Here is a 15,731-nt window from a genome sequence, read left to right as displayed (position 1 = left end):
CCGGAGCGGGCGGTGCCCGTGCGGGGCGGGAGACAAGCTCTCGTGGGCGCAGCGGTTCCGCGTCTCATTGTTGAGAATTCATTCGACCGCACCAGACGGGACCACCGCCAAGACGGTGCGTCGGCCCTCCTCGCGTCTGGGCCGTGGTGAGCTTGACATCGAGGAAGGTGCTCGGGTTTGCTCCAGCTGCTTCAGGAGGTGCTCCGATGGCGCGCACAGCCCCGGTACCGAACATCCCCGCGATCCCTGGCATGAACCCCGGCGTCTTCGTCATGGGCGGGGGAGGCGCAGGAGGCGGGAGCGGGGCGGGCGGCGGCAACGGCTCGAAGAACGGTCAAGGCTCCGATGGAAAGAGCGGAGGCAGCGGCGCCGGTGGCGGCGGCAAGAGCGCCTGCGGTTCCCCCGGGAAGGACGGCGGCGGATGCCCACAGCACCACGGCGGCAGCAGCAGCGGCGCGGCGTCGCACGGAGATCCCATCGACGTGATCACCGGCCGGGCGTTCACCGCGCCCGTCCTGGACCTCGCGCTGCCAGGGCCGCTACCGCTCGAGCTCGCGCGCTCGTATTCGACGACCAGCCGGGAGCGGGACATCGGCCTCGGCCACGGCTGGACTCACAGCTTCGCCTGGGAGGTCGAGCTGCGCCGCGGCGGCGGCGCGAAGGTCTGGACGGACGATGGCCTTGACGTGTCCTTCGGCGTCGTCGAGCGGGACGTGGGCGTAATCGGACCGCACGGATGGGTGCTCCACCGGCACGAGGAGGGGTTCGCGCTCGACGTGCCCGACGGCACGCGGCGGATCTTCGAGCCGGATCTCGGCGACCCGGCGCGCCGGCGCTTCCGCCTCGCGGCGGTTGAGGACCGCGCCGGGAACCGGATCCAGCTCTACTACGGCGGGGCATCGCTCTCGCGCATCGTCGACTCCGTTGGCCGGACAACTCGCGTCCTGACGACGCGCGAGGGGCGGATCGCGGCGCTCGAGATCGTGTGCGCCTCCGGGAGGGTCGTGCGCGCCGCGACGTACGAGCACGATTCAGCGGGGAATCTCGCCAAGGTCACCGACGCGGACGGCCACGCGACGGCGTACACGTACGACGACGACCATCGGCTCTCGTCGTACCGCCTGCCGACGGGCCTGGTCTTCTTCCGCTACGATCGAGCGGGGCGGGGCATCGAGACGTGGGGTGAGCATGAGAGCGGGGTCGATCCGTGCCTCGAGGACGACTTGCCCGAGTTCCTCGCGGACGGGCATACCAGGGCCAAGGGGATCCACCACGTCAAGATCGACTACGGCACTCACGGCTACAGCGAGGTCGCCGACGCTGCGTGCGTGTTCCGGTACTTCGGCAACGCGCACGGCAAGGCCGACAAGGCGGTGGCGAACGGGCGCGTCTTCACACGGACCTACGATGCGCGCGGGCACCTCACGTCGTACACGGACGCGATGGGCGCCACCACACGCTGGGAGCGCGACCTGCTCGGCAACGAGACGCGCGTGATCGACGCGCTTGGCCAGGAGACGCACATCGAGCGCCTGCCGAACGGAGACATCACCCGCGTCGTTGATCCGGGCGGCGGCGAGACGGTCGTCGAGTACACGAAGGACGCGCTCCTCATCAAGGACTCCACGGGCGCGCTATTCGAGCTGCGCTACGACGCGCGCGGGCTGCCCGTGCAGACGATGGCTCCCAACGGGCGTGGTCGGCATTATCGCTACGATGACCACGCCAACGCCGTCGAGGCTTCGGACGAGAGCGGCGTCGTGCTCTGGCAAGCGACATACGATGAGCTCGGGCGCTGTACATCGGTTCGCGACGAGAGCGGTGCGGTCACCTCCTACAGGTACAGCAACAAAGGTCTACTCGTCTCCATGGAGGAACCGGGCGGGCAGAGCTGGCGGTTCGTCCACGACGGCCTGGGTAACGTGATCGAGGAGATCGATCCCGGCGGGCGGAGGACTATCCTCGTTCGGGGCGGCACCGGCTCGCTCGCCGAGGCGCATCTACCCGACAGGAGCACGGTCCGGCTGCGTTATGACCGAAAGGAGCGGCTCGTCCGCGTCGTCAACGCACGGGGGGAGATGTACTCGTTCAAGCTGGGACCGACCGGGCTGAAGCAGTACGAGCGCACCTTCGACGGTCGCGAGATCAGCTACGATCACGATCTCGCGGGCCGCGTTGTGCGTGTGTCGTTCGGGAGCGGCCATGAGGTCTTTCTCGAGCGCGACCTCCTCGGGCGCATCGTGAAGCGGACGCGCGCGGACGGGGCCGAGGAGATGTTCGAGTATGACTTCCGGGACGACGTGCTGGCCGCCCAGACTGCGGGCGGGAGGGTGGAGTTCGTGCGCAACGCCGCGGGCGCGATCGTCAGGGAGCGGCAGATCGTCGGCGGCGAGGCGTTCGAGGTCCAGGTCGAGCACGATGCCATCGGCCTTCCCGTGCGCCTCCGGACGTCGATCGGCCACACCGCGGAATGGCGCCGAAACTACGCGGGTCACAGCTTCACGTTGCGGCTCGACGAGGCCGAGGAGATGGAGGTGCGGCTCGACCTTGCCGGGCGGGAGATCGAGCGCGCGCTGTCACGCGGCGGACGCGTGCTGCTGAGCTATGATCTCGCGGGCAGGCTGGCCGAGAGGCACGTCACGTCGCCAGCGCTGGAGCGGCGGGTGCGCCCGGGGGAGCCCGCGTGGACAGGCGCGCGTGAGCCCGCGACGACGCTCCATCAGCGGATGGAGTATAGCGCGTCCTCCGAGCTTGCGGCCCTGTGGGACGCGCGATACGGGTGGACCCGCTACCAGTACGACGCGCTCGGACAGCTCGTCGCGGTCGTGCCGGAGGGCGCTCGTGGCGAGCTCTTCGCCTACGACCCGGCGGGCAACGTGCACGACGCGAGTGGGACGGGCGCAAGCCGTGAGTACGGCGGCGGCGATCTGCTCCTGCGCACGGGCACGACAACGCTCGTCTGGGACGAGCTCGGCAGGCTCACCGAGCGGCGCGAGCGGACCGATGCGGGCGATCGCGTCACGTCGTATAAGTGGGCAGAGGCGGGCACGCTGTCCGAGGTGGTCTTGCCGGACGGTAGTGCGATCGAATACACGTACGACGCGTTCGCGCGGCGGCTGAAGAAGGAGCTCTACCGGAGAGGCGCCGACGGGAGCCGGCAGTCCCTCCGGCGCACACGGTTCTACTGGCACGGTAGCACCCTGCTTCACGAGGTCACCGACGCTGACGAGGTGAGGTTCGAACGGCGGTATTGCTTCGATGGTGACGGCGAGCCGCTGGCGCACCGGGAGATCGTTCGGCGCGGCGGCGAGACCCGCGAAGGACCGTGGGTCTATTATGCCAACGACCTAGCGGGCTTCCCGGAGCGGCTCCTCGGCGGCGACGGCCAAATCATCGCCGAGATCGCGAGGACGGCGTGGGGCGAAGCCGCCGTGCGCGCGGGAGCGCGGGCGGCGACGCCGCTCAGGTTCCTGGGGCACTACGCCGATGCGGAGACGGCTCCACTACAACCGCTACCGCTACTACGACCCGGCGCTCGGCCGGTACATCTCGCCGGATCCGGTGGAGCCGCTCGGCGGGCTCAACACATTCGCTTATGCCAGGAACGACCCGTTCGGCTACGGAGACCCGTGGGGGCTCGTCTATACGCGAATCGTCGATAATAGCACGCGGCCGGCGACGGTGCTGTACGAAGGATACAATATCGACGAAGCAAGAAACAAGAAGCCTGAAGCAGGCGGACAGATCCCGCACGACTACCACAAGAACTCGTGCGCCGAGACCCAGGCGCTCCAGCGCATGAAGAACGATATCACCGCTGAGGTCGAAAGCGAGCAAAACGCCGCCAAGAAGAGGGGAAACAAGAGGGAACCGTTTGTACCGATGACCAAAGAGCAAAAGGGGGCAGAAGTAAACAGCCGACTCAAAGCAAAGTTCGACAATCCCAACGTCTCGATCGAGACATTTCAGACCAAAGGCGGCAACCGCGTCAACCCTTGCGACCTTTGCCAACAGATGTTCGAGAGCCTCGGAATCAGCCACGCGGTGATAGGCGAGGGAGGAAAGCGCGGCAAGTTCGGGAAGTACCGGCGAAGATGACGAGTCATCCCCGGGTTCAGGAGAGTTCGATGGAGGGACAGTTCTTTGGTGAGGGCCAGCTCAGGGCGTTCGAAGCGCTGCGATCCTGGTACGAAGCGGGGCGCCCGTCGGCGTGCGTCGTCCATGGTCCCTCTGGCGCAGGGAAGAGCACGGTGATTGAACGCTTCTTCTGCTCGATCACAGGTCCTGGCACCCTGAAGCTCCTCGTCCGCGCGGGACGCGTGTTTGGCGCGGCCTTCGAGGAAGAAGTGCTCGCGCGGCTCTCCGCCGGCCCATGGCCCGAAGGCACGGGATTCGACGAGTTTCACTTCGGTGTCCGCACGAGCCTCGTCAACCGCATCATGAACTGGGAGGGCGATGACGGCCAGCCGCAGCTCTTGATTGGCTTGATCACGCCTGACGCATGTGTGGACTGGCCGGACGACGCTCGCCGCTCGGTGCTGGACGCGCCAGGCTCCGCCGCGCGTGTGGTGGTGACGGTCTCCGGCACGCGCGACGTTGCCGAGCGGTGGGCAGAGCGGCTTGGCCTCCGCGCCGCGCACGTGTCGTATGTTTCGGTCGACGGATTCCGCCTGGAGGAGGTCGATCCATCTCTCCGCGACCATCTCGCCTGGGCGGCCGTCGATGGTCCAGGTCCACGCGCTCATGTGGACGCGATCGCGAGCTCGCTCCGCGATCGCGGTGCGGCGCGGCTGGAAGCGCTCATGACGACCCTCGCGTGCGCATTCGCGCCGCTCGACGCTGATGAGCTGGCGCCGCTCCTCGGGGCGCAGGCCGCCGAGGTGACCGGCTCTCTCGATACGCATCGCAAGGCCGTCGATCCGGTTCTCCAATGGCGTGAAGAGGGTCGCCAGATTCGCTTTCGTCATGAAGCCCTGCGCGCCGCCTGGGCGGCGGCGCACCGGGAGCACGTCGCGCACGCTGAGCAGCGGTTCGCCGAGGCTGCCCGAACGCTCGTTCGCACCTGGGAGAGCGTCGACACACCGGAGGGCGGCGCGGTCAACTACCTCCGCCGGTACGCCGGTGACCACCTCGTCTCCTCCGGCGCACCGCGCGCCGACCTTCTTCCGCTCTGCGCACCGCAGTGGGCATGGCCGCGCTCGCGCGAGGATCTCGCTGCGCGTCGGGCAGAGCTGGGACGCGTGCGACGCTCGATGTCGGCGCCGCTTCTCGCCTCAGACGCCGTGGAGATCCCGCTCGACGTGCTGTCGAGCTTCATGAGGGTCGCGCTCGCGCAGGGCGCTCTCGAAACGCTGCATCGCGCGTGGCCTCCCGAAGCCGACGGGGCCGATGGGGAAGCGTGGAACGACACCGAGCGAGCGCTCTCCGTCGCACTCTTCGCGCTCGCGGCGCGCGCCTCTCCCCCGCTGCGCGCCAGCATCGAGGCGCGCGCGCTCGACATTGTGAGGAGGACAGGCGCGGCATGGCGCGGAGATGGATGGGAAGACGCGCTCGCATGGCTCACCGCTACGCGCGCTGCATCGAGCGACGAGGCGTCGACGTTCGCGCGGTGGGCGGTCTCGGCCACGTGGCGCGCGGAAGGAGGACCCGACAGCTACTTGAGCGCGTGGCTCACGGCCGCCGACTTCCTGCCGCAATCCGAGGCTGAAGCGCTCGTCCAGCAAGCCGTCGAGCGCGCGCTGTCGAGCGCGAAGCCAGGGCAGGCGCTCGCGCGGCTCGCCACGGCGGAGGCGCTCGGCCAGAACCAGGCGCTCGCCCTCTTCCGCGCGGCGATGTCTCTTCCTCCGACGTCCCGAGCGAACGCGCTGGCGCCCCTCTTGCCAGTGCTGCCCGATGAGGAGCGGGCCCGCGCGGTCTCGATGTCCCTCGATGCGTTCTTGATCGACCACGACGAGGATGCCGAGAGGCACGACACTGACGCGTGCACCGCCGCCCTGCTCCCGTTCCTCGGGCAGGCCGAGCTCTCCAGGCTGCTGGACGAGGCCCTCCCGACCCCTGCCGCGCTGGCCGTGCGGTCCGCCGAGCTCGGCGCTCCGGAACGCGCGCTCGGCATCATCCGAGAGCTCTGCGGCAGCGGGATCTTCGCCGCTCGTCCGCTGCTCTGCGCCGCAGCGACCGAGGGAGGCCGCTCGCTCGTGCAAGCGGCGCGCGATGCGGTGGCTTCGCTGGATCCCCCGTGGACCGCCGCGGGGCTCGTCTGTGATCACGCGGCCGAGGCGATCCAGGTGCTCGGACTCGAGGCGGCGGTGGAGATCGCCGAGGGAGGCGGCGGAGGTGGCTCGGAGGCCGCGCGCATCATGGCCCTCGCGGCGCTCTGTCTCGCCGCCCCCGAGCGGTCGCGCCCCGCGCTCGCCGCGCGCGCTGTCGCTGCTTACCACGACGACCGGGGTACCGAGGGTCTGGAGAGCGTGGTGCGCTGCGCTCCCTGGATGTCGCTCGCGACGGCGGCAAGGCTGTTCGCCGTGAGCCTCGGGGACGCGGCGGAGGACGTCACGCTCGTGTCGACCCTGAGCCGCTGGGGCGGCGTGGAGCAGCTCGCTCCCCTCATCGCGCGCGTCGGTGGAGATGACGCGCTCGCCGCCGTCGCCGGCGTCCTCCCCGAGGCGCTCCGGTGGACCTCGCGGAGGAGGGCCGGCGAGAAGGCAGAATCGAACTAATTCTCGTTTGCCCGTCCGCAGCCCCGGGATCACCGCGGCACGTCGCGCAGGGCCCTCGGCCCCCGCGCAGCCAGCTCCGCGAGGCGCGGGGCCTCGTCGGTCCGCTGGAGCGCATGGCCGATCCCGCGCTGGAGCGTCGCGTGGATCACGAGCCCGCCGAGATCGATGTCGAGGCTCACCAGGGCGCGAGACACCTGCGGGCGAACCCCGGTGATCACCACCTCCGCGCCGAGCAGCCGCAGCGCGGCCGCCGTCCGCAAGAGCGTCGCCGCGACGGCGCTGTCCACCACGCTCACGCCGGTGATGTCCAGGATGACCACCTGCGCCCCCGTGTCCGACACGCCGCGCAGCGCCGTCTCGAGCGCCTGATTCGCCCGGTCCGCGTCGATGGTCCCGATGAGCGGCATGGCCATGATGCGGTCGGTGATCGGGATGAGCGGACACGACATCTCCGCGAGGCGGTCGCGCTGGACGCGGATGAGATCATCCTGGAGCTCGGCCCGCGCCTGCTCGACGCGCGCCCGCTCGGCGAGCTCCTCCTCCAGCCGCGCCTTCGCGAGCTTGACGCTCTCCTCCCGGTCCGCCCGGGGGCCGAGCGCCGTGATCGTGAGGCAGGTGTAGAGCGGCAGATCGGCGAGCGCGAAGTACTGGCCGACCCCGCCGGCGAGCCGCTCGTGCGCGCGGAGCGCCATCGTCAGCGCGCCCTCGTGATCCCCGTACAGGTACGCGAGCGCGAGCTTGGTCGTGTAGTACCCCGCGCCCGGCAGACGACGACATGAGGCCCCTGATGCAAGATGTCGCCGGCGTCGTACCCCGCAGGCGGCGCCACGGGTGAGCCGCCAACAACGCTATCGTTCCCCATGCCGGGATCATACAGGCGAGATCTGGGTCGGCGGCCAGCCCCAATCGCATGTTCACCGCTGACTGACACTCACGTACAGCTTCCGCCCCGGAGGCCGGACAACGGCAGAGGTCGTCTCACCGCAGAGTTCGCCTGCACCGCGGGCCCGTCACCGCGGCGCCGGTGGCGACCCTTCTTTGACACCAGCGATCGAGCGATGGATCACCGCACGTGCAAGGTGGCCTCGGGCGGGCCTGCCGCTCCACGACCCGCGCGTCGACATTCCTTGAATTCATGCAACATCTAGAGCCTGGCTGACGGAGCGGCCCACCGCCTCACGGCCACCGTAAGAGATAGGAGCGAGTGATCCGTGGAACATCGAACTGTGCTGATCGCGGGTGCGAGCATCGCCGGCCCCGCGCTCGCCTTCTGGCTTGCGCGCTACGGCATCAGGCCCGTCGTCGTGGAGCGCGCCGGCGCGCTCCGGCTCGGCGGGCAGAACATCGACGTCCAGGGCGCGGCGCGGGAGGTCGTGCGCCGCATGGGGATCGAAGGCGACATCCGCGCCGCCAGCACGGGGGAGCAGGGGCTCCGCTTCGTCGACGAGCACGACGCGACAAAGGCCGAGTTCCCCGCGGCGAGCTCGGACGGCGGCGGGTTTACCCAGGAGCTCGAGATCCTTCGCGGCGACCTCGCCAAGATTCTCTACGACCGCACCCGAGATACGACGGAGTATCTCTTTGGCAACCAGATCACGGGCCTCCGCGACCACGGCGACCGGGTGACGGTCTCCTTCGAGCACGGCGCCGAGCGCGACGTCGACCTCGTGGTCGCCGCCGACGGCATCCGCTCACGAACCCGTACGCTCATCGTCGGCGACGAGCCCACGATCCGCCCGCTCGGCCTCTATGGCAGCTATTTCACGATGCCCCGCGGAGCGTCCGACAGCGCCTGGGCCCGCTGGTACCACGCCCCCGGCAGCCGATCGATCATCCTGCGCCCGGACAACGTGGGCACGACCCGGGCATCGCTGTGGTTCCTGTCCCCCGCGCGCGGCCATGCGGGGTTGAGCGCCGCCGAGCAGAAGGCGCTCATCGCGCGCGTCTTCGCCGACGCCGGCTGGGAGTCGCCGCGGGTGCTCGCCGCGCTGGCCGACGCCGAGGACGTCTACTTCGACGAGGTCAGCCAGGTCATGGCGCCGCGCTGGTCACGCGGTCGGGCCGCGCTCGTGGGCGACGCTGCGTACTGTGCGTCGCCGGTCAGCGGAATGGGCGCGAGCCTCTCGCTCGTCGGCGCTTACGTGCTCGCGGGCGAGCTGTCGCGGCACTCCGATCATCGAGACGCCTTCGCGGCCTATGAGAAGCGCATGCGCCCCTACGTCGACCTGGCCCAGAAGCTCCCACCCGGCGTCCCTAGGATCGCGCACCCGAAATCGAGGCTCGGCGTCTCGCTCCTCCACACGGCCCTTCGCGTCGCGTCCAGCCCCCTCTTGCGGCGACGCGAGGGCTGGATCGTCTCCTCGCCGGCCGACAAGATCGAGCTCCCCGACTACGCGAAGGGAGGCTGAGCGCCGCGCTCGGCGCCGCCGGCGCTCGCTCAGGCGGCGCCGGCGGCGCGCCGGGCGAACCGGTTCTCGGGGCGCGGCAGCCCCAGGTTCTCGCGCAGCGTGCGGCCCTCGTACTCGGTGCGGAAGAGGCCCCGGCGGCGCAGCTCGGGGAGCACCAGGTCGATGAAATCGGTGAGCCCGCCGGGCAGGTGGGGCGGCATCACGTTGAAGCCGTCGGCCGCGTCGTTCAGCAGCCACTCCTCCATCAGGTCGGCGATGGTCTCCGGCGTGCCCACGAGCTGCTTGTGGCCGCGCGCCCCGGCGATGCGCAGGTAGAGCTGCCGGATGGTGAGGTTCTCGCGCCGGGCGAGATCGAGGAGCAGGGCCTGACGGCTCTTGCCGCCGTTGCTGGCCGGGAGCTCCGGTATCGGCCCGTCGACAGGGTACTTCGAGAGGTCGAATCCGCCGATCATCCCCGACAGCAGCGAGAGCCCCACCGTCGGGTGGACCAGGTCCTGGAGCGCGTCGAACTTCGCCTGCGCCTCGGCCTGGGTGCGCCCGACGATCGGGAACAGGCCGGGCATGATCTTCAGGTGCTCGGGGCTGCGCCCGTACTTGGCCAGGCGTCCCTTCACGTCCGCGTAGAAGGCCCGGGCGTCCGCGAGCGTCTGCTGGGCGGTGAAGATCACCTCCGCGGTGCGCGCCGCCAGCTCCTTGCCCGGCTCCGACGAGCCCGCCTGCACGCGGACCGGGTGCCCCTGCGGCGAGCGCGCCACGTTGAGCGGCCCGCGCACCGAGAAGTGCTTTCCCTTGTGGTGCAGCGTGTGCAGCTTGTCCGGATCGAAGAAGACGCCGGACTCCTTGTCGCGCAGGAAGGCATCGTCTTCCCAGCTGTCCCAGAGCCCCGTCACGACATCGATGAACTCCTCGGCGCGCTCGTACCTGCGGGCGTGCTCCACGTGGGCGTCCAGCCCGAAGTTCTGCGCCTCGGCCTGGTTGGCCGACGTGACCAGGTTCCAGCCGGCGCGGCCGCCGCTCAGGTGATCCAGCGACGCGAACTTGCGCGCCAGGTGAAAGGGCTCGTTGTAGGTGGTGGTGACGGTCGCGATGAGGCCGATGTGCTCCGTGACCGCCGAGAGCGCGGACAGGAGGGTGATCGGCTCGAAGGCCGCGGCGCGGGCGCTCCGGGACAGGGACTCGAGATCGGAGGCACCTCCCCAGACGGCCGCGCTGTCGGCGAGGAAGACGGCATCGAGCTTGGCGGCCTCGGCGGCCTGGGCGACGCGCTTGTAGTGCTTGAAGCTGTGACCGCCGTCCGCCTGCGCGTCGGGGTGCCGCCAGGCGGCGACGTGGTGGCCGGTGGCGGGGATGAACGCGCCGAGTCGAAGCTGCTTGCGGGGTGAGCTCATGAGAAGGGTCCTGAGGCTGGGTCGTGAGGAGGGCGGCCGCCGCGGGCCCGAGGCGACACGGCGGGGACGGTCGGCCCTGGCGGAGCCGCCGTCGGAGCGCCTGGGCAAGCGTCGTGCCGGTGCCGGCGCGCCGGAGGGGCCGCCAGAAGGCGCGACGAGAGCCCGCGGGGAAGCACGGGTGCTGCTGCCGAGGTGCTCCCCGGGCAACATCCCCTGGCCAGCACGTGTTGGACTTCGAGGATCGTCTCCGACTCGGGCGCTTTGGCAGCGATGTCGACCGTTGGCGCGCGCCGCTGTCCATCCGGCCCCGCTCGGTCACGTGTCGCTTCCTCCTCGCGGGGACGAGCGGGGCCGGCCCTACCTGCTCGCCTGCGGGGCCGGCCTCGGGGCGCGCATCATGCGCCTTGGCCTCGTCGCGTGCATCGCTCCGTTCGAGCCCTCGGACGGGATGAGCCTCGCCGGACGGGCGGTGTTCGCGGCGGGCGCAGGCGACTTCCTCCACGACGACCGATGCGGCGACGAGGAGCATGCTCACATCGCATCTGCCTGGCGCGCGCAAGGCTCGGCGGCGCGACAGCTCGCCCAGGGCCGGCGGCACAGCCTGACACCAACGTCATGCGCGGCGCGCGCGGAGCCCGCGAGAACCTCGCGGCGGTCGGGCGAGCCGCGGCAGGCACGGCGACTGCACACCGGCACGTCTGTCCGCGCACGCCCTTGCGGAGCTGACCCGCGCCGGGTCGCTCGAGGAGGAACTTCGATGCCTTGTTCTCGTTTCGCCGCGTTGACCCTCGCCGTCATGGGAGGCCTGAGCGCTCTCTGTATCTCCCGTCCGAGCGCCGCCTGCTCGCCTCCGCCGGACGGGCGCTATGCGACCTCGGTCCCGCGCGCCGTGCCGCTCGACGGGGTCATCGTGGCCCGGGTCAGCTGCTACTCCAACTGTCCGGAGACCGCGCCCGTGCTCGTGGTCACGGACAAGGAAACAGGCGAGGTCCTCGCCGGCGCCCAGGAGGAGGTCGCCGGCGTGCCCGCGAGCGAGGGCGAGAGCTTGCTCGCCTTTCGCCCCGCGGCCCCGCTCGTCGACGGCCACACCTACCAGGTCACGGTCGAGCAACAGAGCATCGGCGCCGACATCTGGGAGACCCAGGCCAGCGCCGCAGTCGACATGGACGTGGGCGCCGTCCCCGTCCAGGCCAGCGTCGTCGTGGAGGAGCGCTGGCACGGCGAGACGAGCTGCTGTATCGACGATGGGTGGACCTGCGGTCCTGAAGAGATGTGCGTTGCAAAAGAGGTGGAGCGCTACGTCAAGGTCTTCCTCGACGTGAGCGGGGGGGTGGACCACGGCGTGGGCCAGTACGTGAAGACCTTCTCCTTCTCGAGCCCCGACGGGGAGGAGCTCGGCAAGAAGACGGTCTGGGAAGGGTCCCTCGGCGAGTCGTACGACGTCGCGGCCACGGAGTACTGCTACCAGCTCACGTACAGGAGCCTCGTCGACGGCACGACGATCGAGAAGGAGCGCACGTGCGTCCCGCACGGCGACGCCGGCGCGACGGGCGTCTTCCCGGCCGACGCGGCGACCATCGCCGAGGACATCGAGGGGTGCGCGGCTCCGCCCGAGGGCTTCGAGGAGGCCTGGTGCAGCGCGAGGGCGGCACGCTGCGACAGGCACCCCAGCGAATGCTCCGAGGATGACGTGAGCTCCTGCGCGGATCCCGGCCCGGGCGCCGGCGGTGACCCCCCGGAGACCCCGGAGGACGATCACGTCAGCGTCGGCTGCTCGGCGAGCGCGGGCCGCGGCGCCGCGTGCGGCTGGGCGCTGCCCGCGCTCGGGCTCGCGCTGTCCCTCGCGGGCCGCGCGCGTCGGCGTCGCGACCGCCGCTGAACGATCCGAAGCGCACGTATCCGTCGCTCCGCCCGGCGCCCCACTCCCCGCCTGGCCGCGTATCGCGAGCGAATGTATTTTACATCACCGAGCAACGCAGCACAAGATATCGACGTTCATTGGAGTTGCTTCGCGTGCCGACCGTGAGATAATTCTCACGCCAAACTTCCTTTCTTACCGGCGCAGCAACAAAACGACGGTACGACGATCATCCACGGGGCTTTCTTGCTTTGCCCGAATGGAGACGACGAGATGCGTTCTCTTGCCAAGAAACACCAAAAGAGCGACCTCGCGCTGGGGCGCCGCGTCTTCTTGAAGGCGCTCGGCGCCGGAATCGCGGCGCCGCTCGCCTTCCGCATGAGCAACCTGGCGCTGGCCGAGCCGAGCTCGGCGCCGGTCCGGCTGTTCATCTACTTCGTCCCCCATGGCATGCCCATGGAGTATGCCGAGCCGTACGGCTCCCCGGGCGCGGACTTCCTGAAGGGCTCGACGGTCCTGTCGGCGCTCGCGCCCTTCGGGAAATACGTCAATGTCTGCCGCGGGCTCGGCATCAACGGCTTCGGCAACCACGAGGCGGTCTCCGGCGTGCTCACCGGCGTGAAGGACGGCGCCGGGGCCGACTCGATCGACCATACCATCGCGCAGGCGCTCGGCGTCGAGGCCTACAACCTCGGGGCCAACCCATACCCGAGGAACCAGGACGGGACGGGGTTCGACAAGAACTCGTACCTGATCAGGCACGGGGGCGTCTGGGTGCGCCCGATCGAGGACCCCGCGGCCGCGGCCGCGGAGATGCTCGGGGCCGTCGGCGGCGGGCAGCAGGGCGGAGGCGCGCCGGCGACGGACGAGGTCGCGTTCCGCAACGAGGCGCTCGGGCTCACCGAGCGGCAGCTCGAGAAGATGCAGCGCGCGCTCTCGGGCCTCACGAGGGAGCAGAGCAAGCTCGGGGTGCACCTCGAGTCGGTGCGCTCGCTCAAGGCCGCGTCCGACAGGCCGGTCGTGAACGGCTGCGCCGAGAGGCCGGCGCTGCCCGCGCTCGACGCGCTCTCCGGCAAGAGCGTCTTCGAGCAGGCGAACCTGCGGAGCGTCATCGACGCGCACCTCGAGGTCGCGGCCAACGCGATGGTGTGCGGCACCGCGCGCGTCGTCACGATGCAGAACCTGTGGGTCAACTGCGATCTCCCCATGAGCTTCAACGGCGGCCCCGGGAGCGCGAGCGCCTACCACGGGGCGACGTCCCACTCCCGGGAGCCGGCCGGTCGCATGGAGTTTGCGTCGATCCAGGGCTGGTTCTTCGCGCGGCTCGCGGAGAAGCTGCTCGCCGTCCTCGACCAGCCCGACCCGCTCGATCCGGGCAACACGGTCCTGCACAACTCGCTCATCTACGTGTGCAGCGAGATCGGCGACGGCGCCGATCACAACTCCGACGTCCACGACGTCTACCTCGGGAACCAGATCGTCCACTCCTATCTCCCGGCGGTCCTGATCGGCAACGCCGGCGGCCGCATCGCGAGCCGCGGCGTCGTCGACGTCGACACCGACCACGTCAACATGCTGGCCACGCTCGGCGATGCCATGGGCGTTTCCATCAAGCAGATCGGCGCGCACAGCGCGCAGCCGATCCAGGAGCTGAAGTCATGATCCGCTGGCAAACGTGGGTGCTCGCCGGGGTCGCGTCATCGCTCCTCGCGTGCGTCGGTGACGCGGGCGGGGGCGACCCCGAGAAGGACCCTCCCATCGACGGCGACTCGTGCGAGCAGGCGCAGGTCGGCGCGCCGGTGCTGCGGCGGCTCTCCGCGCTGGAGCTGGAGAACAGCCTCCGCGACATCTTCCCCGAACTCGGCGCGGCGGCGTGGTCGGGCGTCCGGCTGGGCACCGACCCGACATCGAAGCTCGGCTTCACCAACGACGCCGAGGCCCTGCAGGTCGGCGTCCAGACCGCGAAGGAGCTGCTGGGCACGGCGGAGGACGTCGCCGACATCGTGACCGCCGAGGCCGCGCTGGCGACCTCGCTCCCGTGCGCGGCGACGCAGCCTGGCCCCGAGTGCGCCGCCGAGTTCGTCACCCGGCACGGGCTGCGGCTGTTCCGCCGGCCGGTGAGCGAGGAAGAGAAGAGCGAGCTCCTGGCGCTCCACGCCTCGGTGAGCGGGAAGTCCGATTTCCGCGTCGGCCTCAAGTGGACGCTGGTCTCCATGATCCAGTCGCCCCACGCGTTCTACCGCTCGGAGATCGGCGCGCCCAACGGCGGCCGCTACGAGCTGTCCCAGCACGAGCTCGCGACGGCGCTCGCCTACAACTACACGGGCACGACGCCGACGCCCGAGCTGCTCGACAAGGCGGCGCGCGGGGAGCTCGGCTCGCCGGAGGCGCTCGTCGAGGAGGCGCGCGCGCTCCTCAGCTCGCCGCGCGGCCACGAGGCGATGAGCCGCTTCCTGCAGCAGTGGCTCAGCTATGGCAAGGTGAACGGGATCGCGAAGGAGAACCTCCCCGACTTCAGCACCTATGGGGGCTTCATGCAGGACGAGACACGCCTCTTCCTCGAGGAGGTCCTCTACACCCGCGGCGCGGGCGTGACCGAGCTCTTGACCGCGCCGTACACCTTCCTCAACGACCAGCTCTCGACGTTCTACGGGTACGGCAACGTCACAGGCTCGGCCTTCCAGCGCGTAGATCGGCCCGCGGAGTGGGGCGTCGGGCTGCTCGCCCAGGGCTCCATCCTCGCGGGGAACTCGCGCATGGACGGCTCGTCGCCGACCCACCGCGGGCTGCTCGTCTTCGAGCGGCTCCTCTGCGGCGACGTCCCCCCGCCGCCGGAGAACATCCCGGCGATCACCAAGCCCGATCCGGGGAAGACGACGACGCGCGCGCGCTACGAGGAGATCCACATCTCGGCCGAGGCCTGCAACGGGTGCCACGCGTCGTTCGACCCGACGGGCTTCGCGCTCGAGCACTTCGACGAGACGGGGCGCTACCGCGCCGACGAGGGCCACCTTCCCATCGACGACTCGGGCTACATCGTCGTCAAGGGCGAGAAGCGGCCTGTCGTCGGCGCGACGGGCCTGGCCGAGGCGCTCGCCGGCGCGCCCGAGGTGACCGAGTGCGTGAGCAAGCTCGGAGCGGCCTACACCTACGGTGGGGCGCTCGGGGCCGAGTGCGCCATCAGCGAGGCCCAGCAGGGCCTCGTGAACGGGCAGATCGGACTCGTCGAGTACTTCGCGCAGCTCGCGGGCACCGAGCACATGCGCGCCCGCGTTCGCCGGGAGTAGCCTGCGCGGCGGGCCTGCGCCGTGAAGGGCGCGGGCGGGGGCCCCGGGCTATGCTGGCGCGACGCCAGCGCGAG

Annotated in this window: 9 protein-coding genes; 7 read left to right on the top strand and 2 right to left on the bottom strand. The window is 70.3% G+C overall.

The genetic code is table 11. The annotated features are described in order from the left end of the window. Nucleotides 1–206 precede the first annotated feature (206 nt). From WME83_RS48305 to WME83_RS48295, 3 genes are all read left to right on the top strand, one after another. The gene (locus tag WME83_RS48305; RefSeq protein ID WP_437316466.1) at nucleotides 207–3,662 is read left to right on the top strand and encodes a DUF6531 domain-containing protein; all 3,456 of its coding nucleotides are present in this window, start codon (nucleotides 207–209) and stop codon (nucleotides 3,660–3,662) included. Continuing rightward, nucleotides 3,547–4,098: a hypothetical protein gene (locus WME83_RS48300; protein WP_437322126.1), complete on the top strand. Its 552-nt coding sequence runs from the start codon at nucleotides 3,547–3,549 to the stop codon at nucleotides 4,096–4,098. Before WME83_RS48305 ends, WME83_RS48300 begins: the two co-directional genes overlap by 116 nt. A 1,154-nt stretch (nucleotides 4,099–5,252) precedes the next feature. Next, nucleotides 5,253–6,716: a hypothetical protein gene (locus tag WME83_RS48295; protein WP_437316465.1), complete on the top strand. Its 1,464-nt coding sequence runs from the start codon at nucleotides 5,253–5,255 to the stop codon at nucleotides 6,714–6,716. Between the two features lie 29 nt (nucleotides 6,717–6,745). Here WME83_RS48295 and WME83_RS48290 read toward each other — a convergent pair whose 3' ends face one another. Further along, nucleotides 6,746–7,408 (bottom strand): STAS domain-containing protein, encoded by a 663-nt coding sequence (locus WME83_RS48290; protein ID WP_437316464.1) that lies wholly within the window; start codon nucleotides 7,406–7,408, stop codon nucleotides 6,746–6,748. A gap of 519 nt (nucleotides 7,409–7,927) precedes the next feature. On the opposite strand from WME83_RS48290, the gene WME83_RS48285 reads away from it, so the two are divergent. After that, complete coding sequence (locus WME83_RS48285) at nucleotides 7,928–9,124, top strand: FAD-dependent monooxygenase (protein ID WP_437316463.1); 1,197 nt, start codon at nucleotides 7,928–7,930, stop codon at nucleotides 9,122–9,124. Between the two features lie 29 nt (nucleotides 9,125–9,153). On the opposite strand, the gene WME83_RS48280 is transcribed toward WME83_RS48285, so the two are convergent. Continuing rightward, nucleotides 9,154–10,512 (bottom strand): LLM class flavin-dependent oxidoreductase, encoded by a 1,359-nt coding sequence (locus tag WME83_RS48280; RefSeq protein ID WP_437316462.1) that lies wholly within the window; start codon nucleotides 10,510–10,512, stop codon nucleotides 9,154–9,156. A 757-nt stretch (nucleotides 10,513–11,269) separates the two neighbouring features. Here WME83_RS48280 and WME83_RS48275 point away from each other — a divergent pair. From WME83_RS48275 to WME83_RS48265, 3 genes are all read left to right on the top strand, one after another. Next, complete coding sequence (locus WME83_RS48275; RefSeq protein ID WP_437316461.1) at nucleotides 11,270–12,391, top strand: hypothetical protein; 1,122 nt, start codon at nucleotides 11,270–11,272, stop codon at nucleotides 12,389–12,391. A gap of 252 nt (nucleotides 12,392–12,643) precedes the next feature. Beyond that, complete coding sequence (locus WME83_RS48270) at nucleotides 12,644–14,032, top strand: DUF1552 domain-containing protein (protein WP_437316460.1); 1,389 nt, start codon at nucleotides 12,644–12,646, stop codon at nucleotides 14,030–14,032. Further along, on the top strand, nucleotides 14,029–15,657 hold the full coding sequence (locus WME83_RS48265; RefSeq protein WP_437316459.1) for a DUF1592 domain-containing protein: 1,629 nt from the start codon (nucleotides 14,029–14,031) through the stop codon (nucleotides 15,655–15,657). The genes WME83_RS48270 and WME83_RS48265 overlap by 4 nt, the downstream gene beginning before the upstream one ends. Nucleotides 15,658–15,731: the final 74 nt, after the last annotated feature.

The sequence above is a fragment of the Sorangium sp. So ce385 genome, from assembly GCF_051474135.1.
Classification (GTDB): domain Bacteria; phylum Myxococcota_A; class Polyangia; order Polyangiales; family Polyangiaceae; genus Sorangium; species Sorangium cellulosum_D.
Note: the sequence above shows the minus strand (reverse complement) of the source record. Positions and strands in the feature narration are given on the sequence as shown.